This window comes from Roseateles paludis, from assembly GCF_039872745.1.
In the GTDB taxonomy this organism is placed as follows: domain Bacteria; phylum Pseudomonadota; class Gammaproteobacteria; order Burkholderiales; family Burkholderiaceae_C; genus Pelomonas; species Pelomonas paludis.
This window is the reverse complement of record NZ_JBDPZD010000004.1, coordinates 33,819-56,964: the sequence shown is the minus strand read 5'-3', so window position 1 is coordinate 56,964 and position 23,146 is coordinate 33,819. Positions and strand designations below refer to the sequence as shown.

The window sequence follows — 23,146 nt, the reverse complement described above, 5'->3', positions numbered from 1 at the left end:
CCAGGCCAAGCCTGGCGCTCAGGACGCGTAGCGCTTGGTCCGCAAGTTCTTCTTGATGTCCTGCAGCATCGGGCGCAGCCCGGGGCCGAGCTTGAGCGCGAGGCCCGTGGTCAGGATGTCCACCACCATCAGGTGCAGCAGGCGCGACACCATGGGGCTGTAGCGGTCGAAGTCCTCGGGGTGGTCCACGGCCAGCAGGATCTGGTTCGGGCCCGAGGCCATCTGCGCCAGTGGTGAGGCGCTGGCCGTCACGATGATGATCGTGGCGCCCTTGCGGCGCGCGATGTCGGCGGTGTCGATCAGGTCGCGGCTGCGGCCCGAGTTGCTGAAGATGACCGCGCAGTCACCGCCTTGCAGCATGGTGGCGCTCATCAGCTGCACATGGCCATCGCTGCTGGCGGCGGTGTTGACGCCCAGGCGGAAGAACTTGTGCTGCGCATCCTGCGCCACGATGCCCGAGTTGCCCACGCCGAAGAACTCGATGCGGCGGCCATGCTTGGCGGCATCCACCAGCGCGGCAATCGCGCGTTCAAAGGCGTGGCTGGCGGCGTCGTTCCGGTAGTGGAGCAGGGCGCTGATGGCGTTATCCACGACCTTGACGATCAGGTCGCCGGGCTTGTCGTCTTCCTCGACCGCTCGGTGCACGAAGGGCACGCCCTCGTTCACGCTGCCAGCAAGCTTGAGCTTGAAGTCGGCCAGGCCGTCGTACCCGACGCTGCGGCAGAAGCGCACCACGGTGGGCTTGCTCACATGGGCGCGGTCGGCCAGCTCGCTCACGGGAAGGCTGGCGAAGCTGCGCGCGTCCGCGAGCAGCAGTTTGGCCACGCGCTGTTCAGCGGGCGGCAGGGCGGGCAGGGCGGCCTTGACGCGCTCCAGGATGCTCATGTTCTCAAGTCCTCGTGTTGGCGAGAGGGGGCCACAAGCCTGGCCCTGGGCGCGGGGCGCTGCCCCGCCGAAAAGATCAGGATTCTTCGACCCAGCTGAAGCCGTCGCGCGCCACCAGGGCGCTGGCGGCGGCCGGGCCCCAGCTGCCCGCGGCATAGGGGCGCGGGCCACTGGTGTCTGCGGCCCAGGCCGCGAGGATGGGCTCGACCCAGCGCCAGGCCTGCTCCTGCTCGTCACTGCGGACGAAGAGGTTCAGGCGGCCGGCAATCGCGTCCAGCAGCAGGCGCTCATAGGCGCCGACGCGGTTGGTGGCAAAGGCCTTGTCGAAGTCCAGGTCCAGCGAGACGGGCGTGAGCTGCTCGCCCTGGCCCGTGCCCTTGTGGGCCATCAGTTGCAGCTCCAGGCCGTCTTCCGGCTGGAGCTTGATGACCAGGCGGTTGGGGTGGTAGGTGCCAGGGAAGATCTTGTGCGGCACGTCGCGGAAGTTGACGACGATCTGCGCATCGCGCTCAGCCAGGCGCTTGCCGGTGCGCAGGTAAAAGGGCACGCCCGCCCAGCGCCAGTTGTCCACCTCGGTGCGCAGGGCCACAAAGGTCTCGCACTGGCTGCCCTCGGGCACCTTCACCTCTTCGAGGTAACCCGGCACGGCGGCGCCCTCGACGTTGCCGGCCCGGTACTGGCCGCGCACCACATCGCGCGTGACCGATTCGGCCGTGAAGGGCTTGAGCGACCGCAGCACCTTGAGCTTCTCGTCGCGAATGGCGTCGGCGTCGTTGCTCGACGGCGGCTCCATGGCGATCATGGTCAGCAGCTGCAGCGCATGGTTCTGGATCATGTCGCGCAGCGCACCGGTGCCGTCGTAGAAGCCGCCGCGCGTGCCCACGCCCAGGCGCTCGGCCAGGGTGATCTGGATGTTGGCGATGGACTCACGGCGCCACAGCGGCTCGAACAGCGCATTGCCGAAGCGCAGCGCCATCAGGTTCTGCACCGAAGGCTTGCCGAGGTAGTGGTCGATACGGAAGGCCTGCTTCTCGGCGAAGACCTTGCGCACCACTTGGTTGATGGCCTGGGCGCTGGCCAGGTCGTGGCCCAGCGGCTTTTCCAGCACGACGCGGATGCGGTCGTGGTTCAGGCCGGCGGCGCCCAGCTGCTCGCAGATCTGGGTGAAGAGGTGGGGGCTGGTGGCGAGGTAGAGCACCACGGTGTCGGCATTGCGCTCTTCCAGCCAGGTCTTGAGGCCAGCGTAGTGCTCGGGCTGGGACAGGTCCATGCGCCGGTAGTGCACCAGCTGCGCGAACTGCTCGAACTCTTCCTCGGTCGGGCGCTTGGCGCCGTCCACCTCGCGGAAGCGCTCCTTCAGCCAGTCGCGGTAGCGCTGGTCGGACTGATCGTCACGAGCCACCGCCAGAATCCGGCCACCCGGGGGCAACTTGCCATGCCGGAACGCCTGGAACAGCGCAGGCATCAGCTTGCGCCAGGTCAGGTCGCCGGTACCACCGAAGAACACCAGATCGAAGGACATGGGAACTACCTCTTCGCCTCACCGCGCGCGGCGGGCGTCCGTTGTGTAACAAAGTTTCGTGAAATATCATGCACCGGTTTCTTCCTCCGGTCAATTCCAGCCGTTCCATGACCCAGCTAGATCAACTCAAGTCTTACACCACTGTCGTCGCTGACACCGGCAATTTTTTGCAGCTTGCCCAGTTCGCGCCGCGCGATGCAACGACCAATCCGTCGTTGATCCTCAAGGCGGTGCTGTCGCCCGACTATGCGCCGCTGCTGCATGAAACCATGGCGGCCCACCGAGGCAAGGCGCTGGATGAAATCGTTGATCAGGTGCTGGTGCGTTTTGGCCTGGAGATCCTGAAGTACGTGCCGGGGCGGGTGTCGACCGAGGTCGACGCGCGATTGAGCTTTGACCGCACCGCCAGCATCGCGCGGGCGCGCCGCCTGATGGCGCTCTATGAGGCCGCCGGCATTCCGCGCGAGCGTGTGTTGATCAAGCTGGCCGCCACCTGGGAGGGCATCCAGGCTGCGGCTGAGCTGGAGCGCGAAGGCATCCACTGCAACCTGACCTTGCTGTTCTCGTTTGCCCAGGCGGTGGCTTGCGGCGAGGCCAAGGTCCAGCTGATCTCGCCCTTTGTCGGGCGCATCTACGACTGGTACAAGAAGTCGGCCGGCGCCGCGTGGGACGAGGCGGCCAACGCTGGACTCAACGACCCGGGCGTGAAGTCCGTGACCCGCATCTACGCTTACTACAAGCAGCATGGCATTGCCACCGAGGTGATGGGCGCGAGCTTCCGCAACGTCGGGCAGATCCGTGCGCTGGCGGGCTGCGACCTGCTCACCATCAGCCCGGACCTGCTGGCGCAGTTGCAAGCCGACGAATCGCCGCTGGCGCGGGTTCTGGACCCCGCACAAGTGCCGACAATCGCCAAGCTCAGCCTCGACGAAGCGGCCTTCCGCTTCCTCCACAACGAGGACGCCATGGCCTCCGACAAGCTGTCCGAAGGCATCCGCCTTTTTGCAGCCGACGCCGTGAAACTCGACCAGATGATTCAACAAGCATGAAGCGTTGCGACCACAGTCCCGTCTGGGCCGAACTGAAGGCCCATTTCGCCAGCCAGGCGCAGTCGTTCGACATCCGCCAGGCCTTTGCGGCCGACGCGGGGCGCTTCCAGGCGCTGTCCTTTGAGGCGCCCGAGGTCTTTGCAGACTTGTCGAAGAACCGCATCGACAGCACCAGCCTGGCGCTGTTGCTCAAGCTGGCCCAGGACTGTGGCATCGAGGCGCAGCGTGACGCCTTGCTGGCGGGCGAGCCGGTCAACCACACCGAAGGCCGCGCCGTGTTGCACACCGCGCTGCGGGCGCCCAAGGGCGCCACGAGCCCCTTCAATGCCGATGTGCATGCCTCGCTCGACGCCATGCTGGCCTTTGCCGAAGGCGTGCGCGGCGGTGCGCGCGGCGAGATCACCGACGTGGTCCACATCGGCATTGGCGGCAGCGACCTGGGACCGGCCATGGTCGTGCAGGCGCTGCAGGCCTTTGGCAAGCCGGGCTTGCGCCTGCACTTTGTCTCCAACGTGGACGGCCACGACATCGCCCCGGTGCTCAAGGGCCTGGACCACCGGCACACGCTGTTCGTCGTCGCCTCCAAGACCTTCACGACGCAAGAGACCCTGGCCAACGCGCAGACCGCCAAGGCTTGGTTCCTGGCGGCCGGCGGCACCGACGTGGCGCGCCACTTCGTGGCCACCAGCAGCAACACCACGGCGGCGGCGGCCTTCGGTATCGACACCGCCTTCGGCTTCTGGGATTGGGTTGGTGGCCGCTACTCGCTGTGGTCGGTGATCGGCCTGCCGATTGCCATCGCCATCGGCGCCGACAACTTCAGGGCTCTGCTGGCTGGTGCCCACGCGATGGACGAGCACTTTGCCGCCACGCCGCTGGCGCGCAATGTGCCGGTGCTGCTGGCCTTGATCGACGTCTGGTACCGCAACTTCCATGGCTTCACCAGCCGTAGCGTCGCGCCCTATCACCAGGGTCTGCGCCGCCTGCCGGCCTATCTCCAGCAACTGGAGATGGAGAGCAATGGCAAGGGCGTGGACCGCGAGGGCCAGGCGCTTGGCTACGGCACCTCACCCGTGGTGTGGGGCGAGGCCGGCACCAATGGCCAGCATGCTTACTTCCAGATGCTGCACCAGGGCACGGACGTGATCCCGGTGGAGTTCATCGCCGTCAAGCGACCCAACCACGGCCACGGCGGCGAGGTCGGGGCGCTGCTGCTGGATCAGCACCGCAAGCTGCTGGCCAACTGCCTGGCCCAGTCGCAGGCCCTGATGCAGGGCAAGTCAGCCGCCGAGGCCCGCGCCGAGAAGGCCCCCACCGCCTCCGCCTCGCTGGACCCCGACGTGCTGGCCCGCCACCGCAGTTTCCCGGGCAATCGCCCCAGCACGACGCTGCTGCTTGAGGCGCTGACGCCGCGGTCCCTGGGCGCTTTGATCGCGCTCTACGAGCACCGCGTCTTCGTGATGGGTGCGCTCTGGGGCATCAACAGCTTTGACCAGTGGGGTGTGGAGCTCGGCAAGGCGCTGTGCAACCGCCTGCTGCCGCGCCTGGAGTCAGGGGACGCGACGGGCCTGGACGCCTCCACCGCCGGCCTGCTGGCACGGTTGCTGGCGTGAAGGTCGTCTTCGACTTTGGGGCGGTGCTGTTCCGCTGGCAGCCTGCTGCCTTGCTGGCGCGCGTGCTGCCGCATCGCTTTGAAACCCTGGAGGCAGGTGCCGAGGGCGCGGCCCGGTACTTTCAGGGCTATGAGGGCGACTGGGGCCTGTTCGACCAAGGCTTGATCAGCCAGAGCGAGGTGGTGCGCCGCATCGCAGCGCGCACAGGCTGGCCGCTGGGCGAGGTGGCGGCCGTGGCCGAGGCTGTGCCTACCGAGCTGCTACCCATCCCTGCCACGGTGGTGCTGATCCGCGAACTGCGCGCGGCGGGCCATGAGCTGCATTACCTGTCCAACATGCCGGCGCCCTTTGCCGACCACCTGGAGCGGACCTACCCGCTGCACGAATGGTTCGAGTCGGGCGTGTTCTCGGGCCGCGTGAAGTGGCGCAAGCCGCACGCTGAGATCTTCGAGGTGGCCGAGCGACGCTTTGGCGTGTCGCCCGATCAGCTGGTCTTCCTGGACGACATGCCGGCCAATGTGCGGGCAGCCGAAGCGCGCGGCTGGCAGGCGGTGCAGTTCACCCAGGCGGGTGCGGCACGCGAGGCCCTGGTGGTGCGCGGCCTGCTCAGTGCTTGAGGCTGGGCTCGTCGAGGTCGTCGTCGGGCTCGGGATGCGCCTCGACACGGAACTGCTCGGTCGACCATGCGCCCAGGTCGATGGCGCGGCAGCGCTCTGAGCAGAACGGACGATAGCGGTTCTCAGGCGCGTACAGGCTCTCGCCACCGCAGTGGGGGCAGCGCACCTTGCGCGCGAAGCTCGGGCCCTCACTCATCACGAGCAGAGCGTGAGCTCGAAAGCCGAGTCCTCACTGATCTGGCGCAGCCGGCCTTCGTCGTCCTGCCGCATCAGGCGGATGGACACCATCAGCCGGTGGCCGGAGATCTCGGGGATCAGGCCCAGCGCCGGGTCCAAGCGCACGCGCAGCAGGTGGTAGACCTTGTTGGCCGGCAGGCTCTGCTGGAACTGGCCGGCGGTGGCGGCCACCTTGTGCGGGGCACCTGCGTCGCGCAAGAGCGAGAGCAGCACCTTCAGCGCTTCGGCCAAGGGCATCAGACTTTGAGCCCAGTTCATCAGGTCCTTGCGGCGCTGCGCCGGTGCGTGCTGCTGCCAGTTGAAGTAGGCCGGCAGGTCAAACTCGCAGGTGCCGCCGGGGATGCTGATGCGGCTGCGAATGCTCATCAGCCACTCGTTGGACGTCAGCGCGGCGCCGGCCTTGCCTGCCAGGGCGTTGAGGCGCTGGAAGGCGCCTTCGATGTGCTGAATGATCTGGTCCAGGCGCTGGTCTTCAACGCCTGGCAGGCCCCGGTAGCTTTGCAATTGGGCCTTGTGGCGCTCAAGCTCCTTGAGCAGGTCGGACTTGAGATCGGCGCGCGAAGCGACATCCATGATCTCGAACAGCGTCACCAGCGCGAAGTGATGGTCCAGCGCCGCATCGCGGCCCATCAGCGTGCCCAGGCGGTCGAACAGGTGTTCGAGCCGCAGCATGGTGCGAATGCTCTCGTTGAACGGGTACTCGTAGAGGATCAAGGTCAGCGACGCCAGCGGGTTGGCCGGCATTGTTTCATAGAGCGCCCCAGGATCTGAGCAAGTCGAGCACCTGGGTGCGCAGCGCGGCCACGGAGATGCCGTCGTTGTAGATCACCGCGTCGGCGGCGGCGTGGCGTGCGGCACGGCTGGCCTGCGCGGCGATGACGGCGCGTGCGCGCTCGGCCGACCAGCCCGGGCGCTGGCTGACGCGTTCGACCTGGGTCGTTTCCTCGCAGTCCACCACCAACACCTTGTCCACCCGCTCGCGCCAATGGCCGGATTCGACCAGCAAGGGCACATCAAACACGACACATGGAGGTGGCGGTGAGGCAGTCTCTGCGGTGGCGGCGTCGGCCAGCGCGATCTGGGTGATCAGCGGGTGCAGCAGGGCTTGGAGCCGCTCGCGGGCCGCAGGCTCGGTAAACACGCGTTCGCGCATGCGGCGGCGGTCCAGCGCGCCACCGGGGTCGATGAATTCATCGCCAAAGGCCGCGCGAATGGCTGGGATGGCCGCCCCGCCCGGCGCCGTGAGCGCGTGGGCGATGGCATCGGTGTCGATCAGGTGGGCACCAGCTTCAACCAGGATGCGGGCGACGGTGCTTTTGCCGCTGCCGATGCCTCCGGTGAGGCCAATGCGCATCAGGCCCAGCCCATCCAGCCGAGGACGCGTGGCGCCCCCGCATACAGGACGACCAGGCCGCCGCCCGCCAGGAAGGGCCCGAATGGCACATAGCGCCCCTCGCGCAACTTGGCATTGAGCTTCATGATGATGCCCACCAGGGCGCCGATGGCCGAGGCCCCGAGCACGATGGGCAGCAGCATCTGCCAACCCAGCCAGGCCCCCAGGGCCGCCAGCAACTTGAAGTCACCAAAGCCCATGCCTTCCTTGCCGGTGACGAGTTTGAAGACCCAGTACACCGACCACAAGGACAGGTAGCCGGCTAGCGCGCCGATCAGGGACTGCTGCAGCGGGATGGTCCAGCCCAGCAGCGCGCTGAGCAGCCCGGCCCAGAGCAGCGGCTGGTTGATGACGTCGGGCAGCAGCGTGGTGTCCCAGTCGATCAAGGACAGCGCCAGCAGGGCGGCAACGAAACCGCACCAGAGCAGGACCGTGGGTTGCGGTCCCATCTGCCAGGCCAGGGCCGCAAAGGCGGCGCCGGTGGCGGCCTCGACGACCGGATAGCGCAGCGAGATGGGTGCCTTGCAGGCGGCGCACTTGCCACCCAGGCGCAGCCAGCCGACAAGGGGCAGGTTCTCGTGCCAGCGCAGTTGGTGGCCGCAATGCGGGCAACGCGAGCGCGGCGTTGCAATGCCCAGCGGGGGCAGCTTCTCAAGCAGTTCGGTGATCGGCTTGGCTGCTGCGGCGAGCTTTTCGGCCACCGGCTTGTCGGCCCCGGATACCTTGGCCACCGATTCGGGGTCGCTGAGGTGGTCGGCGCAGTCGGCCAGCCACTGCCGCTCCATCATCTGGGGCAAGCGGTACGCCACGACGTTGAGGAAGCTGCCGATGCACAGGCCGAGGAGGCCGAGCACCCAGGGAGACAACCAAAAGGCCAGTTCGGCCTCGCTCAAGCCCAGCATCAGACGACCTGGCCGAGCTTGAAGATGGGCATGTACATCGAAACCACGATGCCACCGATCAAGCCGCCGAGGATCACGATGATGAAGGGCTCCATGAGGCTGGAAAGCGCCTTGACGGCCTCGTCCACCTCGTCCTCGTAGAACTCGGCTGCCTTGCCCAGCATGTGGTCTAGCGAGCCCGACTCCTCACCAATGGAAGCCATCTGCAACACCATGGTCGGGAAGATGCCCGTCGTGGTCATCGCGGTGGTCAACGCGGAGCCGGTCGAGACATCCCGCTGGATGGCCTCCGTGGCCTCGGCAAACACCGCATTGCCTGAGGCACCGCCCACCGAGTCGAGCGACTCGACCAGCGGCACGCCGGCCGCAAACATGGTGGACAAGGTGCGTGTCCAACGCGCGACGGCGGACTTGAACAGCAGGTCGCCGAAGACGGGGATTTTGAGCAGGATGCGGTCCATGCGCCTTTGCATGGTGACCGAGCGCTTCCAGGTCTGGAAGAAGAAGTAGAGGCCGCCACCGATCCCGCCAAAGATGGCCCACCAGAACTTGACGAAGAACTCCGACATCGCGATGACGACGAGTGTGGGTGTGGGCAGGTCAGCGCCAAAGCTGGAGAACACGTCCTTGAAGGCCGGCACCACCCAGATCATGATGACGGCAACCACGATGAAGGCCACCACCATCACCGCGACCGGGTAGGTGAGCGCGGACTTGATCTTGTTCTTGATGGCAACCGTCTTCTCCTGATAGATCGCCAGCCGGTCCAGCAGGGCCTCCAAGATGCCGCCTGCTTCGCCGGCTTCAACCAGGTTGCAGTACAGCGCGTCGAAGTACATCGGATGCTTGCGGAAGGCCGATGACAGGCTTGTACCCGTTTCGACATCCTGCCGGATCTCGCTCAGCAGCCGAGTCAGCCGCGGGTTGGTGGAGCCGCGAGCCACGATGTCGAAGGCCTGCAGCAGGGGCACGCCAGCTCGCATCATGGTGGCGAGCTGGCGGGTGAAGACGGCAATGTCCTTCTGCTTGATCGCCGTGCCGCCACCGGAGCGGCGCTTCTTGACCTTGTTGACGAGAATGCCTTGGCGCCGCAGCGTGGCGCTGACCATGGCCTCGCCGCCGGCACGCAACTCGCCCTTGACCGGCTTGCCGTTGCGGTCTTTGCCTTCCCATTCGAAGATGAAGTCCTTGGCGCCTTTCGCGGCGGCGGCAGTGGCCATGTAGCGTCCTCGCGCTTTGGTTTATTCGTTGGTGGCGGAGAGTACTTCTTCCAGCGTCGTCACCCCGGCCTTGACCTTGACGAGGCCAGACTGACGCAGGTCCCGCACGCCATCTTTTTGAGCTTGCACGGCGATGTCCATGGCCGTACCTTCCGCCAGGATGATGCGTTGAATCTCTTCGGTGATGGGCATCACTTGGTAAAGGCCGACGCGCCCACGGTAACCATTCGTGCAGTTGGAGCAACCCACTGCGCGGTAAGGCTTCCAGCTACCGTCGAAGTCCTCCTCGACGTAGCCTGCCTTGAGCATGGCGTCACGAGGATATTCGGCAGCCGTCTTGCAGTGCTCGCACAGGCGGCGCACCAGGCGCTGCGCCGTGATCAAGAGCACGCTTGACGCGATATTGAATGGCGCCACGCCCATATTGATCAGGCGAGTCAGCGTCTTGGGCGCGTCGTTGGTGTGCAGGGTGGACATCACCATGTGGCCCGTTTGCGCGGCCTTGATGGCGATGTCGGCGGTTTCCAGGTCACGGATTTCACCGACCATGATGATGTCGGGATCCTGGCGCAGGAAGGACTTGAGCGCAGCCGCGAAATTGAGGCCGGCCTTGTCGTTGACGTTGACCTGGTTGATGCCGGGCAAGTTGATTTCCGCTGGGTCTTCAACGGTCGAGATGTTGACGCCCGGCTGGTTCAGGATGTTCAGGCAGGTGTAGAGCGACACTGTCTTGCCCGAGCCTGTGGGCCCCGTCACCAGCACCATGCCGTAGGGCCGGTGAATGGCCTGGATGAGCCGGTCGCGCTCGATCTTTTCGTAGCCCAGGGCCTCGATGCCGAGCTTGGCTGACGAGGAGTCGAGGATCCGGATCACGATCTTCTCGCCGAAGAGCGTGGGCAGGGTGCTGATGCGGAAGTCGATCGACTTGCTGCCGAACTTGAGCTTCATCCGGCCGTCCTGCGGCACGCGGCGCTCGGCAATGTCGAGGCGCGAGATCACCTTGATGCGAGAGGACAGCTTGTCCTTGATCGCGATAGGTGGCTGGGTGATTTCGCGCAGTTCACCGTCGACCCGGAAGCGAACGCGATAGTGGAATTCGTAGGGCTCGAAGTGCAGGTCAGAGGCACGCAGATTGATCGCGTCCACCAGCATCTTCTGCAGGAAGCGGACGACTGGTGCGTCCTCGACGTCGGAGGCATCGGCCGAGTCTTCCTGCGGTGTCGCGTCTTCTTCCGCAATGTCGAAGTCGAAATCGCCCCCGGCAATCGACTCCAGGGTCTCAGTTGCGTTGGCTCCGGCATTGGCCAGCATCTTGACCAGCTTGTCGTGCTCAACGATCACCCACTCTGGCTGCAGCTGGGTCGCGAACTTGATGCGCTCGATGACCTCCAGATCGGTCGGGTCAGCGCCGCCAATGAAGAGCCGGCTGCCACGCTTGGCCAGTGCGACCACTTGGTATTGCTGGGCCAGCTTGCCGTCGATCACACCAGTCGGCAGGCGCTGCGGGTCCATCGCTTCCAGGTCCAGCAGCGGCAGCGCCAGGGCGCTGGAGAGCGTGTGGGCGAGGTCCTTGGGCGCCACCTGGCCGCTGGCGATGAGGACGTTGACGAAGCTAGTCTTCTTCTCGCGCGCCTGTTTGACGAGGTCTTCGGCCGCCTTGGTCGTGAGTTTCCCGGCGTGCACAAGCATCCGGGCAACACCGGACAACGCGGACTGGGGCGACTCGGCAAGGGTGGCGTCCACGGGCTCCTGGTGGCCCTGGAGCGGGCCTGGAAAGTAGATCAGATCATTGTGCCAGCCCGCCTGTGCTCTCTTGGCAAGTGCGGGGCCTATCAAACTGCACCCTAGGGGCCCTGTCCGGCAATATTTGGGTTGGGCAGCCGCGAGATCGGCTCGCGGGCGAGGGCGCTACAGCGACTGCCTCGGGGCTCTGCCCGGGCTGAACCGAACAACAAAAAGCCCAAGCGACGCGAACCGCTTGGGCTTTTCAATGGTTTGGTCGGGGTGAGAGGATTCGAACCTCCGGCCTCTACGTCCCGAACGTAGCGCTCTACCAGGCTAAGCTACACCCCGATGTTTGTCAGCGATCGCAGCGCTACGAGTGCCGCTCCACTGACTGAACCGAGAATTCTAGCAAAGATTCAGTCCACTGATTTCGAGGCAGGCGGCTCAAGCACTCACTGGCGTGACGCGCCTCGGCCCGCGCGGCCTCTCGCGTGGCATCCAGTGCTCCAGTGCGGCGAACGACGTCAACAATCTCCTGCAAGCGGCTGACTTCGCCCTTCTCGATCGCCTCGCGAATCAGTGCCCGCTCCGCCTCGGTGCCACGCTCCATGGCGATCAGCAGTGGCAGCGTGGGCTTGCCTTCGCGCAGGTCATCGCCCACGTTCTTGCCCAGTTGTTGCGTCTCGCCCTCGTAGTCGAGCACGTCGTCAATGAGCTGGAACGCGGTCCCGAGTGCGCGGCCATAACCAGCGCAGGCTTCTTCAAGCTCGCGGTCTGCATCGGCCAACACGGCGCCGAGGCGCGCGCTGGCTTCGAACAGCTTGGCGGTCTTGAATCGGATGACCTTCAAGTAGCTTTCGACGGTCACGTCCGGGTCGTGCATGTTCATCAACTGCAGCACTTCACCCTCGGCGATGACATTGGTTGCCTCCGCCAGCACCTCAAGCACACGCATCCGGTCGACGGACACCATCATCTGGAAGGCGCGCGAGTAGAGGAAGTCGCCCACCAGCACGCTGGCGGCATTGCCGAACAGCGCATTGGCCGTGGGCTTGCCCCGCCGCAAGGACGACTCGTCAACGACATCGTCGTGCAGCAGCGTCGCGGTGTGGATGAACTCCACCACGGCCGCGAGTTCGAATCGTGCTGGCGTCGTGGCGCTCAGCGCGTTGGCAAATAGCAGCACCAGCTTGGGCCGCATCCGCTTGCCGCCGGCGTGCACGATGTAGTGGGCGATCTGGTCGATCAGCGCTACGTCGGAGCTCAGGCTGCGGGCGATGACCTTGTCGACCTCCTGCATTTCTCCTGCAAGGAGCTGCAACACCCCAGCTATCGTCTCGCGGGGAAGGATGGAGGCAACGGACACGCTATGGGTTTCCTGGAGGGGCTTACCCATTATAGAAAGCGCTCCGCCTTGCTCGAAGCTGGCTGGCAGCTTGCTGTGCCATCTTGAGCGATGCCACCGCTGGCTTGCCAGCATCGGGGCGAACAGGCTACACTCACGGGCTCCCCGTAAACTGCACTTCATGGTTTGCGGGGGGATTCAATACACCACAAAAAGGCCCGGCATGGTTGCGTCGCGGCGGTGAGCCCTGCAAGGCGCAGCCGGCACGAGCAGCTTTGAGCAGGGTGTAGGAAAGGATTTACATGTACGCGGTCATCAAGACCGGTGGCAAACAGTACAAGGTTGCCGCCGGCGAAACGATCAAGGTTGAGCTTCTCAGTGCCGATGTGGGCGCCGAGGTCGTGCTGGATCAGGTTCTGGCGCTCGGGAACGGCGCTGAACTGAAGGTGGGAGCGCCGCTGGTGGCTGGCGCTTCGGTCAAGGCGACCGTCGTGTCGCATGGCAAGCATGACAAGGTTCGCATCTTCAAGATGCGCCGCCGCAAGCACTACAAGAAGAGCCAAGGCCATCGCCAGAATTTCACCGAGCTGCAAATCAACTCGGTCAACGGCTGATCGCCGTCACTCTCGTCTTACCTTAGGAGCTGATCCATGGCACAGAAAAAAGGCGGCGGTTCCACGCGGAACGGCCGTGATTCCAAGCCCAAGATGCTGGGCGTCAAGGCATACGGTGGTCAAGTCGTGTCCGCCGGTTCCATCATCGTCCGCCAACGCGGCACTCGCTTCCACGCCGGCACCAATGTCGGTACGGGCAAGGACCACACCCTGTTCGCCCTCGTGGACGGTCAGGTGTCCTTCACCACCAAGGGCGAAGCCAATCGCGCCACGGTGGTTGTGACTCCGGTCTGACCGGTCGGGCTTGCGCCCATGACGAGCCCCGGCAGAGCCGGGGCTTTTGCTTTTCAGATCGCCTCGCGCTTCTCAGGGGCCTCAGGCCTTAGGATGCAAAACCAGCCATGAAGTTTGTTGACGAAGCCACCATTGATGTCGCCGCCGGCAACGGCGGCGCAGGCTGCGCCAGCTTCCGGCGCGAGAAGTTCATTCCCTTTGGCGGTCCGGATGGCGGCGACGGCGGGCGCGGTGGCAGCGTCTGGGCGGTGGCCGACCGGAACCTGAACACGCTCATCGATTTCCGCTACGCGCGACGGCACGAAGCCCGCAACGGCGAAGCGGGTCGTGGTTCGGATCAATTCGGCGCGGCCGCTGATGACATCCTGCTGCGCATGCCTGTGGGCACCATCATCACCGACCTCGAAACCGAGACCGTCATCGGCGAGCTGCTGGAGCCGGATGACCGCATCCTGCTGGCAAAGGGTGGCGATGGCGGCTTCGGCAATCTGCACTTCAAGACCAGCACCAACCGTGCGCCTCGGCAGAAGACGCCGGGTTGGCCCGGCGAGGCCAAGAAGCTGCGGCTGGAGCTGCGCGTGCTGGCCGATGTCGGTCTGCTTGGCCAGCCCAACGCAGGCAAATCCACGCTGATCACCGCGATCTCCAACGCCCGGCCCAAGGTGGCGGACTATCCGTTCACCACGCTGCATCCGAACCTCGGCGTGGTGCGCGTGGCGCCCGAGAAGAGCTTTGTCGTTGCCGACATCCCTGGCCTCATCGAGGGCGCTGCAGAGGGCGCGGGGCTGGGGCATCAGTTCCTGCGTCACTTGCAGCGCACGCGGCTGTTGCTGCACGTGGTCGACTTGGCGCCCTTCGACCCCGCCGTCGATCCCGTCAAGGAGGCTCGCGCCATCGTGGCCGAGCTGAAGAAATACGACCCCGGCCTGCACGCCAAGCCGCGCTGGCTGGTGCTCAACAAGCTGGACATGGTGCCGCATGAGGAGCGTGCGGAGCGAGTCAAGGACTTCGTCAAGCGCTTCCGCTGGAAGGGCCCTGTGTTCGAGATCTCGGCGTTGACGCGCTCGGGCTGCCAGCCGTTGGTGCATGCCATTTACGACCACGTGGCGGCCGAGCAGCGGCAGTTGCATGAGCCCGACGTCCGGTTTGACAGCACGTCCAACGAATGACGACAGCATCTGTGCTTGACGGTGCCCGGCGCATCGTCGTCAAGGTGGGTTCCAGCCTGGTGACCAACGAAGGTCGTGGGGTGGACGCCGAGGCCATCGGCAATTGGTGTCGTCAGCTTGCCGCGCTGGCACAGGATGGGTACGAGGTCGTGATGGTGTCCAGCGGCGCGATCGCCGAGGGCATGAAGCGGCTGGGTTGGAGCAGCCGACCCAAGGAGCTGCATGAGCTGCAGGCCGCAGCCGCCGTGGGCCAGATGGGCCTGGCCCAGATGTACGAGACGCAACTCAGCGCCCAAGGGCTGGCCAGTGCGCAGGTGCTCCTGACGCACGCTGACCTCGCCGATCGGGAGCGTTACCTCAACGCGCGCTCCACGCTGCTGACTTTGCTGGCCCATCGCGTGCTGCCCGTCATCAACGAGAACGATACGGTCGTGACCGACGAAATCAAGTTCGGTGACAACGACACGCTCGGCGCCCTGGTGGCGAACCTTGTCGAAGCCGACGTGCTCGTGATCTTGACGGACCAGCGCGGCCTCTACTCGGCCGATCCACGCAAGGACCCACAAGCCCAGTTCATCTCGCTTGCAGAGGCCGGCGATCCGTCACTCGAGGCCATGGCCGGCGGGGCGGGATCGAGCATCGGCCGTGGCGGCATGCTGACCAAGATCCTGGCCGCCAAGCGCGCCTGCCGCAGCGGCGCCAGCACCGTGATTGCCTGGGGGCGCGAGCCCGATGTGCTGCTGCGCCTGGCGCGCGGCGAGGCCATCGGCACCCACCTCAAAGCCCGCACCCAGAAGCTGGCAGCCCGCAAGCAGTGGATGGCCGATCACCTCCAATTGCGTGGGTCGGTACGTGTCGATGAGGGCGCTGCGGCCAAGCTGCGCGACGAGGGCAAGAGCCTGCTGCCCATCGGCGTCACCACCGTGCATGGCGACTTCCATCGCGGCGAGGTGATTGCAGTGTGCGCCAGCGATGGCACCGAGCTGGCCCGTGGGCTCACCAACTACTCCGCCGCCGAGGCGCGCCTCATCGCGCGCAAGCCCTCGTCGGCCTTTGAAGCGGTGCTCGGTTATCTGGCCGAGCCCGAGTTGATCCACCGCGACAACATGATCCTGGTCAGCCAGGTTCAGGTGCCCGCGTCGCCCTGACGCGAACGGTTGACTCAGCTGGCGGGCGGGGATTCCGTGTCCGGGGCGAGCTCCGGGCCCCCAGCGCGGCCGCGAGGCCCCGGGCGCATGCCGGCGCGCAGATAGCGGTTGTGGTGACTGGAGCGGGGCAGGAAGCGCGCCAGCTCCGTCAGTGCCATCTCATAGACGCCGCGCTTGAACTCGATCACCGATTCCAGCGGCACCCAATATTCGTTCCAACGCCAGGCGTCGAACTCAGGGTGGTCGGTCGCGCGCAGGTTCATGTCTGAGTCGCGGCCCAACAGCTGCAGAAGAAACCAGATCTGCTTTTGGCCCTTGTAGTGGCCGCGTGCGTCGCGCCGGATGTAGTGCTCGGGCACCTCATAGCGCAACCAGTCGCGCGTGCGCGCGACGATCTTCACGTGCTCCGGGTGCAGCCCCACTTCTTCGTGCAGCTCGCGGAACATGGCCTGCTCGGGCGTTTCACCATGCTTGATGCCCCCTTGCGGGAACTGCCAGGAATGGGTCCGGATGCGCTTGCCCCAGAAAACCTCATTGCGCTGGTTCAGCAGGATGATGCCGACGTTGGGCCGAAAGCCTTCACGGTCGAGCATAATCAACCTCGAATCTTTAGTTGGATTGATTATTGCATTGGGGTTGCGCCCTCCGCAGCCTCTGCAAGACCCCAGGATTTCACGTTGGCCGGCCGATTCCCGGCCGTTTTTGTTTGTTCTGCCGTTCCATGAAAGCCACCCAGTTCTTCATCTCCACGCTCAAGGACGCCCCTGCCGACGCCGAGGTTGTCAGCCACAAGCTGATGATGCGGGCCGGTTTCATCAAGCGCCTGGGCGCCGGCATCTACAACTACATGCCGATGGGCCTGCGCGTCATTCGCAAGGTCGAGAACATCATCCGCGAGGAGATGAACCGCGCTGGCGCCGTCGAGCTGCTGATGCCCGTGGTGCAGCCCGCTGAGCTGTGGCAGGAGACAGGCCGTTTCGAGAAGATGGGCCCCGAGCTGCTGCGCGTGAAGGACCGTCATGGCCGCGACTTCATCATCCAGCCGACCAGCGAAGAAGTCGTCACCGACATCGCCCGGCAGGAGCTGCGCAGCTACCGCCAGCTGCCGAAAAATTTCTATCACATCCAGACCAAGTTCCGCGACGAACGCCGGCCGCGCTTTGGTGTGATGCGCGGGCGCGAGTTCACGATGAAGGACGCTTACTCCTTCGACCGTGACGCCGAGAGCGCAGGGCGCAGCTACGACGCCATGTTCCAGGCCTATTGCCGCATCTTTGACCGCATGGGCCTGCAGTACCGCGCCGTGGCCGCTGACACCGGCGCCATCGGGGGCGACCGCTCGCACGAGTTCCAGGTCATCGCCGACACCGGCGAGGACGCCATCATCTACTGCCCCACCAGCGACTACGCGGCCAATATCGAGTTGGCCGAGGCCTTGGCGCCGCAAGGCGCGCGCCCGTCTGCCACGCAGTCGATGGCCAAGGTGCCTACGCCCGGCAAGAGTACCTGCGAGGACGTGGCCGCCCTGCTCGGTCTGCCGCTCACGCAGACCGTCAAGTCCCTGGTGCTGGCCGCCGACGAGACCGACGACAGCGGTGCTGTCATCAAGTCCCAGATCTGGCTGTTGCTGGTGCGCGGCGACCACGACCTCAATGAGGTCAAGGCCGGCAAGATCGAAGGCCTCAAGAACGGCTGGCGCTTTGCCACGGCTGGTGAGATCGTCGAGCACTTCGGCTGCAAGCCTGGCTACCTGGGCCCCATCGGATTGAAGGGCGTCAAGATCGTCGCCGACCGCACCGTGGCCCAGATGGCCGACTTCGTCTGCGGTGCCAACGAGGCCGACTTCCACCTCAGCGGCGTCAACTGGGGCTGCGACCTGCCCGAGCCTGACCTGGTGGCCGATATCCGCAACGTGGTCGCCGGCGACCTCAGCCCCGACGGCAAGGGCGTGCTCGCCATTCAGCGCGGCATCGAGGTCGGGCATGTGTTCTACCTTGGCACCAAATACAGCAAGGCGATGAACGCCACGTTCCTCGACGAGAACGGTAAGCCTGCGCTCATGGAGATGGGCTGCTTTGGCATTGGCGTCACGCGTACCGTGGCCGCCGCCATCGAGCAGGGGCATGACGCACGCGGCATCATCTGGCCCGACGCGATCGCGCCCTTCACCGTCGTGCTTTGCCCGATTGGCATGGATCGCAGCGCCGAGGTGAAGACGGCGGCGGAGACGCTCTACGCCGAGCTTCAGGCCCTGGGCGTGGACGTGCTGCTCGACGACCGCGGCGAGCGCCCCGGCGCGATGTTTGCCGATTGGGAGTTGATCGGTGTGCCGCACCGCGTCGTGCTGTCGGATCGTGGGCTCAAGGAAGGCCAGGTCGAGTACCAGGGCCGCCGCGACGAAGCGGCCACCAAGCTGGCGCTGGCCGACGTCGTCGCCCACCTCAAGGCGCGCCTCAAAGCTTGAAGCGCGCCTTTGCCTGCATCCTGCTGGCGGTGCCGCTGCTGGCACGGGCCGGCGCCCAGCTTGAGGAGCCCTTGGCCGACGCCGTGCGCTCGGCCTTGGGCGCTGCCATTGCGGCCAGCGCCCCGCCCAAGCCGCAGTTCGACAAGATCGACGACCGGCTGGCCTACCTGAAGTGGCTGGGGACCATGAGCGAGCGGCTCAAGTCCCGCAAGTCCGAGGCGCAGTTGCGCATCGAGTTCCTGCAGACCGTCTGGTACGAGGCCAAGCGTGCCGGGCTGGAGCCCAGTCTGGTGCTGGGGCTGATCCAGGTCGAGAGCGGCTTTCGCAAATACGCGATCAGCTCCGTCGGTGCGCGTGGCTATATGCAGGTGATGCCGTTCTGGACGCGCGTCATCGGCGATGGCGATGCCTCCCGGCTCTTCCACATGCAGAGCAATCTGCGCTTTGGCTGCGTGATCCTGCGCCACTACCTCGACATCGAGAAGGGCGACCTCTTCCTCGCCCTAGGGCGCTACAACGGCAGCCGGGGCAAGCCCGAGTACCCGCGCATGGTCATGGGTGCGCGCCGGCAGTGGTTGCTGCCGGGGGAGTCCTAGGAGGCTGCCACACCCACGGGCTGGCGAGCCCGATGCCTCAAGCCGCCGTCGTGAGCGAGCCGGGGTAGGTAAGGGCGCTGGAGGTGGCGGAGAACGAGAAGACCACGCTGGTGGTGCTGGTCTGCTGCATCAGGGACGCGTAGAGCGCCATCACGCCGCCTGGTGTGCGGGAGAGTTTGGCGGCCTGGGCCATGGCGGCGCTTTGCTGGACGGTTGTTGACTGCTTCATGGCGTCCCGCGCCTGGGTGGCAATCCGCGTGGCAAAGCTGGGCTGGCTGGTGTCGGCCTTGAGGAAGGCTTTCACTGCAGCCTTGTCGGCGTCACTGCCCTTCATGTCCACACTGCCGTCGGACTTCACGGTGAACTCGATGGCCCCGGTCAGCTTGACGCCGGCCTGGCTCATCGCAGCGCGCAGGTCCTTGGCCAGGGCTTTCTGCGCGGTGTCGAGCGCCTGAGCGGCATTCACTCCCTTGGCGGTGCCGGCGGCGCGTTGCAGCGCCTGCTGCCGTTGGGCTTGCAGCGTGCCCGTTGATCCCGAGGATTTCGAGGCGAGCGCGTTTGCCACGTTGCCGTCGAGGCCTTTTGCGGACAGGTAGTTGATCAAGCTGCTGTTGACGCTGCTCACCACGGGCGATCCCCAGTGCGGAACTGAGCCGCCATCTTGCGGGTGCCAGGCCAACGCCAAAGCGCGCAGCGGAAGCGGAATCCGCTGCTTGATCGTGGCTTAGAGGCCTGCCCAGATCTTGGGCTGGGCGGCCGTGATGCCGGACAGCTCCAGCACGCGCTCCACCGTCTCGGCCACCAGCTCGTCGATGTTTTTGGGGTGGTGATAGAAGGCCGGCAGCGGCGGGAAGACGATGCCGCCCATCTCGGTCACGGCCACCATATTGCGCAGGTGGGCGAGGTTGAGCGGCGTCTCGCGCACCATCAGGATGAGGCGGCGGCGCTCCTTGAGCGTCACGTCGGCCGCACGGGTGAGGAGGTTGTCTCCGAGGCCGTGGGCAATGGCCGCCAGCGACTTCATCGAGCAGGGCGCCACCACCATCGCGCTGGTGGCAAAGCTGCCGCTGGCGATACAGGCGCCGACGTCGCCCGGGGCATAGGCGTGGCTGGCCTCGGCTTCCAGCGCGGAGCGGTCGAGGCCCAGCTCGTGGTGGGCGTTGAGGATGCCGGCCGGCGTGGCGATCAGGTGGGTCTCGACGCCCAGCTCACGCGCGCGGCGCAGCAGCCGCAGGGCGTAGCAGGCGCCGGTGGCGCCCGTTAGCCCGACGACCAAGCGTGTGGTCACGCCGGGTTCAGGGCTTGCTGCAACTCACCCGACTCGTACATCTCCATCATGATGTCCGAGCCGCCGACGAATTCGCCGTTGATGTAGAGCTGGGGGATGGTGGGCCAGTTGGCGTAGTCCTTGATGCCCTGGCGCACGGCCTCGTCTTCGAGGACGTTGAAGGTCTTGATGTCGGCGGGGCTCAGGCCGGCGGCCTTGAGGATCTGGATGGCGCGGCCGGAGAAGCCGCACATCGGGAACTGGGCGGTGCCCTTCATGAAGAGCACGACCCGGTTGGACTTGACGAGGTCGTCGATGCGTTGCTGAACGTCGCTCATGGTGCTGCTGTGTAGAGAGGGGATGCGGGATTATCCCGGACCCCTGCGGCCGGCAGCTCAGTAGCTGTAGGACAGGCCGATCTGCAGCAGGGGCTTGAAGCGCAGGTCGCGCGCGGCGTCTTCCAGCGCCTGGGCCGTGCTTTGGCCCAGCCGCATCGTGGTGCCCAGACCGTAGGTCAGGCCCAGATCGGCGCTGAAGGAAAAGCCGCTGCTGGGGAAGTGGCGCGAATAGCCCAGGCCCAGATAGGTATGGGTGCTGACAGGCTCCAGCCACTGGGTTTCGCCCAGGCCGATCCGGCGGTTGCCGATCGTCATGCGGCTGGCCGTGCCCAGGCTCGCGCCCTGCGACGTGAGGGTCAGGGAGTTGGGGCCCAGCAGCATGCCGCCGGTGGCGCGCAGGCCTCCGAGGCGGGTGCCGTTGAAGTAGTAGTCCCCCAGCAGATTGGCGCTGAGCAATTGGGAGCTGCGAGCCAGGCCCGGCTCGGTCGTGGACAGCTGGACGCGGGCCTGCCAGCGGGTGTCGGGAGCGCGGTCGGCCGCGTGCGCGGCGGCCATCCAAAGGGTCGAGACGGCGAGCGCAGCGGAGACGCAGTAGCGGCTGTTCATGGTCATCTCCTACCGATGCAGCGGTGCACCGGGACTTGATGCTACGTCTGCAAGCGCTTCCTAGGGGGGGCAGAAACTTTGGGAAACAGCTGGTACATGCCAAGCAATTTGCGGGTAACCGGTTACCCGGTTCGTGCAGGGCGGCGGCTGTGGTACGGATCCGACGGCGCCGTCAACCCTGCCAGCGCCCGCCGGTGCAGCGGGGCCGGCCGGCGCGGTCCGGCTGGCTGCTGACGTCGGCAAAGCCGGCTTGCGTCAGCAGGTGCTGCACGGCTTGGGCCTGGTCCCAGCCGTGTTCCAGCAGCAGCCAGCCACCCGGGCGTAGGTGCATCGGGGACGTGGCGGCCAGGTGTGCCAGGTCGGCCAGGCCGTCGCCACCGGGGGTGAGGGCGCCCAGGGGTTCGTGCGTCAGCGCGGCGAGGTGGGGGTCGTGGCCGGCGATGTAGGGCGGGTTGCTGACGATGAGGTCGAAGCGCTCGCCGCCCAAGGGCGCGAGCCAGGAGCCCAGGCGCCAATCCACGGTGAGGCCCAGGCGCACGCCGTTGGCGCGGGCCACGGCCAGGGCGGCGGGGCTGAGGTCGGTGGCCGTCACGGCCAGGTCGGGCCGGGCGGCCTTCAAGGCCAGGGCGATGGCGCCGGAGCCGGTGCCGAGGTCAGCAACGCGCCCGCCCGCTGGGGCCAGCTCCAGGGCCCAGTCCACCAGTGCCTCGGTATCGGGCCGGGGGATGAGTACGTCGGGCGTCACGGCCAGCACCAGGCCGTGGAAGGGCTGCCAGCCGGTCAGGTGGGCCAGGGGCTCGCCGGCGGCCAGGCGCTCCAGGCCGGCGTGCGCGTGGGGCGGGGCGGGCTCGTCGCCGTGGGCAAACAACCAGGCCCGGTCGCGGCCGCAGGCGTGGGCCAGCCAGGCCAGGGCGTCCTGGCGCTCGACGCCCAGACGCCGGGCTTGGGCCAGCAGCTCGTCGATGCTGGCGACGGGGCTCGTCACGTACGGCCTTCTTCGAGCTGGGCGAGCTGCTCGGCCGCCTGGGCGGCTTGCAGGCCGGCGGCGATGTCGTCGAGGTCGCCGTCCATGATCTGGCCGAGCTTGTAGAGGGTGAGGTTGATGCGGTGGTCCGTCAGCCGGCCCTGGGGGAAGTTGTAGGTGCGGATGCGGTCGCTGCGGTCGCCGCTGCCGATCAGGCCCTTGCGGGTGGCGGCCTCCTTGGCGGCGCGCTCACTGCGCTCCTTTTCCTGGATGCGCGCCTGCAGCACCTGCAGCGCCTTGGCCTTGTTGCTGTGCTGGCTGCGGCCGTCCTGGCACTCGGCCACGATGCCAGTGGGCAGGTGGACGACGCGCACGGCGGAGTCGGTCTTGTTGATGTGCTGGCCGCCGGCGCCGCTGGCGCGGAAGGTGTCGATGCGCAAGTCGGCGGGGTTGAGCGTGATGGCCTCGGCCTCGTCGGGCTCGGGCATCACGGCCACCGTGCAGGCACTGGTGTGGATGCGGCCTTGCGCCTCGGTCGCGGGCACGCGTTGCACGCGGTGGCCGCCGGACTCGAACTTGAGCCGGCCGTAGACCCCATCACCCTCAATGCGCACCACCAGCTCCTTGTAGCCGCCGAGATCGGATTCATTGCTCGACAGCACCTCGCTCTTCCAGCCCTGGCGTTCGGCATAGCGCAGGTACATGCGGGCGAGGTCCGCCGCGAAGAGCGCGCTTTCATCGCCGCCGGTGCCGGCGCGGATTTCCAGGAAGGCGTTGCGCTCGTCGTCGGGGTCCTTGGGGATGAGGGCGAGTTGCAGCGATTGCGCCAGGCGCTCCAGTTCGGCCTCGCCGGAGGTGATTTCCTCGCGCGCCATCTCGGCCATGTCAGGGTCCGAGAGCATCTCGCGCGCGGCGGCCACGTCGGCCTCCACCTGCAGGTAGCGGCGGTAGTCGCCCACCAGGCTGCTCGCTTCGGACTGCTCCTTGGTCAGCGCGCGGTAGCGCTTCATGTCGGAGGCAATGCTGCCGTCGGCGAGGAGGGTGTCCAGTTCGGCCAGCCGCATGGCCAGGCGCTCGAACTGCTGACGCAGGGAGTCTTTCATCGGGGTGTGCCCATCGGGGCGGTGCGGGTGTCGGAGGATCTGAGGCGCGGGCGCAGGGTTGCGGGCGCCGGGGAG

At 66.3% G+C, this 23,146-nt stretch carries 25 protein-coding genes and 1 tRNA gene; 9 read left to right on the top strand and 17 right to left on the bottom strand.

Annotation, left to right across the window (positions count from 1 at the left end; all coding sequences use genetic code 11):
* Positions 1-18: 18 nt before the first annotated feature.
* Both ABDJ85_RS14195 and zwf read right to left on the bottom strand, forming a co-directional pair.
* Positions 19-879 (bottom strand): MurR/RpiR family transcriptional regulator, encoded by an 861-nt coding sequence (locus ABDJ85_RS14195; RefSeq protein ID WP_347705712.1) that lies wholly within the window; start codon positions 877-879, stop codon positions 19-21.
* Between the two features lie 82 nt (positions 880-961).
* The gene (gene zwf, locus ABDJ85_RS14190) at positions 962-2,407 is read right to left on the bottom strand and encodes a glucose-6-phosphate dehydrogenase (protein ID WP_347705442.1); all 1,446 of its coding nucleotides are present in this window, start codon (positions 2,405-2,407) and stop codon (positions 962-964) included.
* A gap of 107 nt (positions 2,408-2,514) precedes the next feature.
* On the opposite strand from zwf, the gene tal reads away from it, so the two are divergent.
* From tal to ABDJ85_RS14175, 3 genes are read left to right on the top strand one after another with little or no spacing between them, the layout of a single operon-like run.
* A complete protein-coding gene (gene tal, locus ABDJ85_RS14185) occupies positions 2,515-3,456 on the top strand; it encodes a transaldolase (protein WP_347705441.1) in 942 nt (313 codons plus the stop codon).
* Positions 3,453-5,069 (top strand): glucose-6-phosphate isomerase, encoded by a 1,617-nt coding sequence (gene pgi / locus ABDJ85_RS14180; protein WP_347705440.1) that lies wholly within the window; start codon positions 3,453-3,455, stop codon positions 5,067-5,069. The genes tal and pgi overlap by 4 nt, the downstream gene beginning before the upstream one ends.
* A complete protein-coding gene (locus tag ABDJ85_RS14175) occupies positions 5,066-5,686 on the top strand; it encodes an HAD family hydrolase (protein ID WP_347705439.1) in 621 nt (206 codons plus the stop codon). Before pgi ends, ABDJ85_RS14175 begins: the two co-directional genes overlap by 4 nt.
* Here ABDJ85_RS14175 and ABDJ85_RS14170 read toward each other — a convergent pair.
* From ABDJ85_RS14170 to ABDJ85_RS14135, 8 genes are all read right to left on the bottom strand, one after another.
* Complete coding sequence (locus ABDJ85_RS14170; protein WP_347705438.1) at positions 5,676-5,882, bottom strand: DNA gyrase inhibitor YacG; 207 nt, start codon at positions 5,880-5,882, stop codon at positions 5,676-5,678. The genes ABDJ85_RS14175 and ABDJ85_RS14170 overlap by 11 nt on opposite strands.
* Positions 5,882-6,637, bottom strand: a complete 756-nt coding sequence (gene zapD / locus ABDJ85_RS14165; RefSeq protein WP_347705711.1) for a cell division protein ZapD — start codon at positions 6,635-6,637, stop codon at positions 5,882-5,884. The genes ABDJ85_RS14170 and zapD overlap by 1 nt, the downstream gene beginning before the upstream one ends.
* A 34-nt stretch (positions 6,638-6,671) precedes the next feature.
* Entirely contained in the window at positions 6,672-7,277 is a 606-nt protein-coding gene (coaE, locus tag ABDJ85_RS14160; RefSeq protein WP_347705437.1) for a dephospho-CoA kinase, read from the bottom strand.
* Positions 7,277-8,218 (bottom strand): prepilin peptidase, encoded by a 942-nt coding sequence (locus ABDJ85_RS14155; protein WP_347705436.1) that lies wholly within the window; start codon positions 8,216-8,218, stop codon positions 7,277-7,279. Before ABDJ85_RS14155 ends, coaE begins: the two co-directional genes overlap by 1 nt.
* Positions 8,218-9,438, bottom strand: a complete 1,221-nt coding sequence (locus ABDJ85_RS14150) for a type II secretion system F family protein (RefSeq protein ID WP_347705435.1) — start codon at positions 9,436-9,438, stop codon at positions 8,218-8,220. Before ABDJ85_RS14150 ends, ABDJ85_RS14155 begins: the two co-directional genes overlap by 1 nt.
* Positions 9,439-9,459: 21 nt before the next feature.
* On the bottom strand, positions 9,460-11,127 hold the full coding sequence (pilB, locus tag ABDJ85_RS14145; RefSeq protein WP_347705710.1) for a type IV-A pilus assembly ATPase PilB: 1,668 nt from the start codon (positions 11,125-11,127) through the stop codon (positions 9,460-9,462).
* A gap of 307 nt (positions 11,128-11,434) precedes the next feature.
* Positions 11,435-11,511: transfer RNA gene (locus ABDJ85_RS14140), tRNA-Pro, on the bottom strand.
* 22 nt (positions 11,512-11,533) lie between these two features.
* The gene (locus ABDJ85_RS14135) at positions 11,534-12,463 is read right to left on the bottom strand and encodes a polyprenyl synthetase family protein (protein WP_347705709.1); all 930 of its coding nucleotides are present in this window, start codon (positions 12,461-12,463) and stop codon (positions 11,534-11,536) included.
* A 347-nt stretch (positions 12,464-12,810) separates the two neighbouring features.
* Here ABDJ85_RS14135 and rplU point away from each other — a divergent pair, with 347 nt between their 5' ends.
* The 4 genes from rplU to proB all read left to right on the top strand — a co-directional run bounded on the left by rplU (position 12,811) and on the right by proB (position 15,733).
* Positions 12,811-13,122 carry a 50S ribosomal protein L21 gene (rplU, locus tag ABDJ85_RS14130; RefSeq protein ID WP_347705434.1) on the top strand — a complete coding sequence of 104 codons (312 nt, stop codon included), beginning with the start codon at positions 12,811-12,813 and terminating at the stop codon, positions 13,120-13,122.
* A 36-nt stretch (positions 13,123-13,158) separates the two neighbouring features.
* A complete protein-coding gene (gene rpmA, locus ABDJ85_RS14125) occupies positions 13,159-13,416 on the top strand; it encodes a 50S ribosomal protein L27 (RefSeq protein WP_347705433.1) in 258 nt (85 codons plus the stop codon).
* Between the two features lie 107 nt (positions 13,417-13,523).
* Positions 13,524-14,585 (top strand): GTPase ObgE, encoded by a 1,062-nt coding sequence (gene obgE / locus ABDJ85_RS14120; RefSeq protein ID WP_347705432.1) that lies wholly within the window; start codon positions 13,524-13,526, stop codon positions 14,583-14,585.
* Positions 14,582-15,733 carry a glutamate 5-kinase gene (gene proB, locus ABDJ85_RS14115; RefSeq protein ID WP_347705431.1) on the top strand — a complete coding sequence of 384 codons (1,152 nt, stop codon included), beginning with the start codon at positions 14,582-14,584 and terminating at the stop codon, positions 15,731-15,733. Before obgE ends, proB begins: the two co-directional genes overlap by 4 nt.
* A gap of 14 nt (positions 15,734-15,747) precedes the next feature.
* On the opposite strand, the gene ABDJ85_RS14110 is transcribed toward proB, so the two are convergent.
* Positions 15,748-16,326, bottom strand: coding sequence for an RNA pyrophosphohydrolase (locus ABDJ85_RS14110; RefSeq protein ID WP_347705430.1), 579 nt, complete (start codon positions 16,324-16,326; stop codon positions 15,748-15,750).
* A gap of 128 nt (positions 16,327-16,454) precedes the next feature.
* Here ABDJ85_RS14110 and ABDJ85_RS14105 point away from each other — a divergent pair, with 128 nt between their 5' ends.
* Complete coding sequence (locus ABDJ85_RS14105; RefSeq protein ID WP_347705429.1) at positions 16,455-18,197, top strand: proline--tRNA ligase; 1,743 nt, start codon at positions 16,455-16,457, stop codon at positions 18,195-18,197.
* Positions 18,194-18,793: a lytic transglycosylase domain-containing protein gene (locus tag ABDJ85_RS14100; RefSeq protein ID WP_347705428.1), complete on the top strand. Its 600-nt coding sequence runs from the start codon at positions 18,194-18,196 to the stop codon at positions 18,791-18,793. The genes ABDJ85_RS14105 and ABDJ85_RS14100 overlap by 4 nt, the downstream gene beginning before the upstream one ends.
* A gap of 37 nt (positions 18,794-18,830) precedes the next feature.
* On the opposite strand, the gene ABDJ85_RS14095 is transcribed toward ABDJ85_RS14100, so the two are convergent.
* The 6 genes from ABDJ85_RS14095 to prfA all read right to left on the bottom strand — a co-directional run bounded on the left by ABDJ85_RS14095 (position 18,831) and on the right by prfA (position 23,071).
* Complete coding sequence (locus ABDJ85_RS14095; protein ID WP_347705427.1) at positions 18,831-19,418, bottom strand: hypothetical protein; 588 nt, start codon at positions 19,416-19,418, stop codon at positions 18,831-18,833.
* 99 nt (positions 19,419-19,517) lie between these two features.
* A complete protein-coding gene (locus ABDJ85_RS14090) occupies positions 19,518-20,081 on the bottom strand; it encodes a UbiX family flavin prenyltransferase (protein WP_347705426.1) in 564 nt (187 codons plus the stop codon).
* Positions 20,078-20,398 (bottom strand): Grx4 family monothiol glutaredoxin, encoded by a 321-nt coding sequence (gene grxD / locus ABDJ85_RS14085; protein WP_347705425.1) that lies wholly within the window; start codon positions 20,396-20,398, stop codon positions 20,078-20,080. The genes ABDJ85_RS14090 and grxD overlap by 4 nt, the downstream gene beginning before the upstream one ends.
* Before the next feature lie 57 nt (positions 20,399-20,455).
* Positions 20,456-21,004: a hypothetical protein gene (locus ABDJ85_RS14080; RefSeq protein ID WP_347705424.1), complete on the bottom strand. Its 549-nt coding sequence runs from the start codon at positions 21,002-21,004 to the stop codon at positions 20,456-20,458.
* 172 nt (positions 21,005-21,176) lie between these two features.
* Positions 21,177-21,989, bottom strand: a complete 813-nt coding sequence (gene prmC / locus ABDJ85_RS14075) for a peptide chain release factor N(5)-glutamine methyltransferase (protein WP_347705423.1) — start codon at positions 21,987-21,989, stop codon at positions 21,177-21,179.
* Positions 21,986-23,071 (bottom strand): peptide chain release factor 1, encoded by a 1,086-nt coding sequence (prfA, locus tag ABDJ85_RS14070; protein WP_347705422.1) that lies wholly within the window; start codon positions 23,069-23,071, stop codon positions 21,986-21,988. The genes prmC and prfA overlap by 4 nt, the downstream gene beginning before the upstream one ends.
* Positions 23,072-23,146 lie beyond the last annotated feature (75 nt).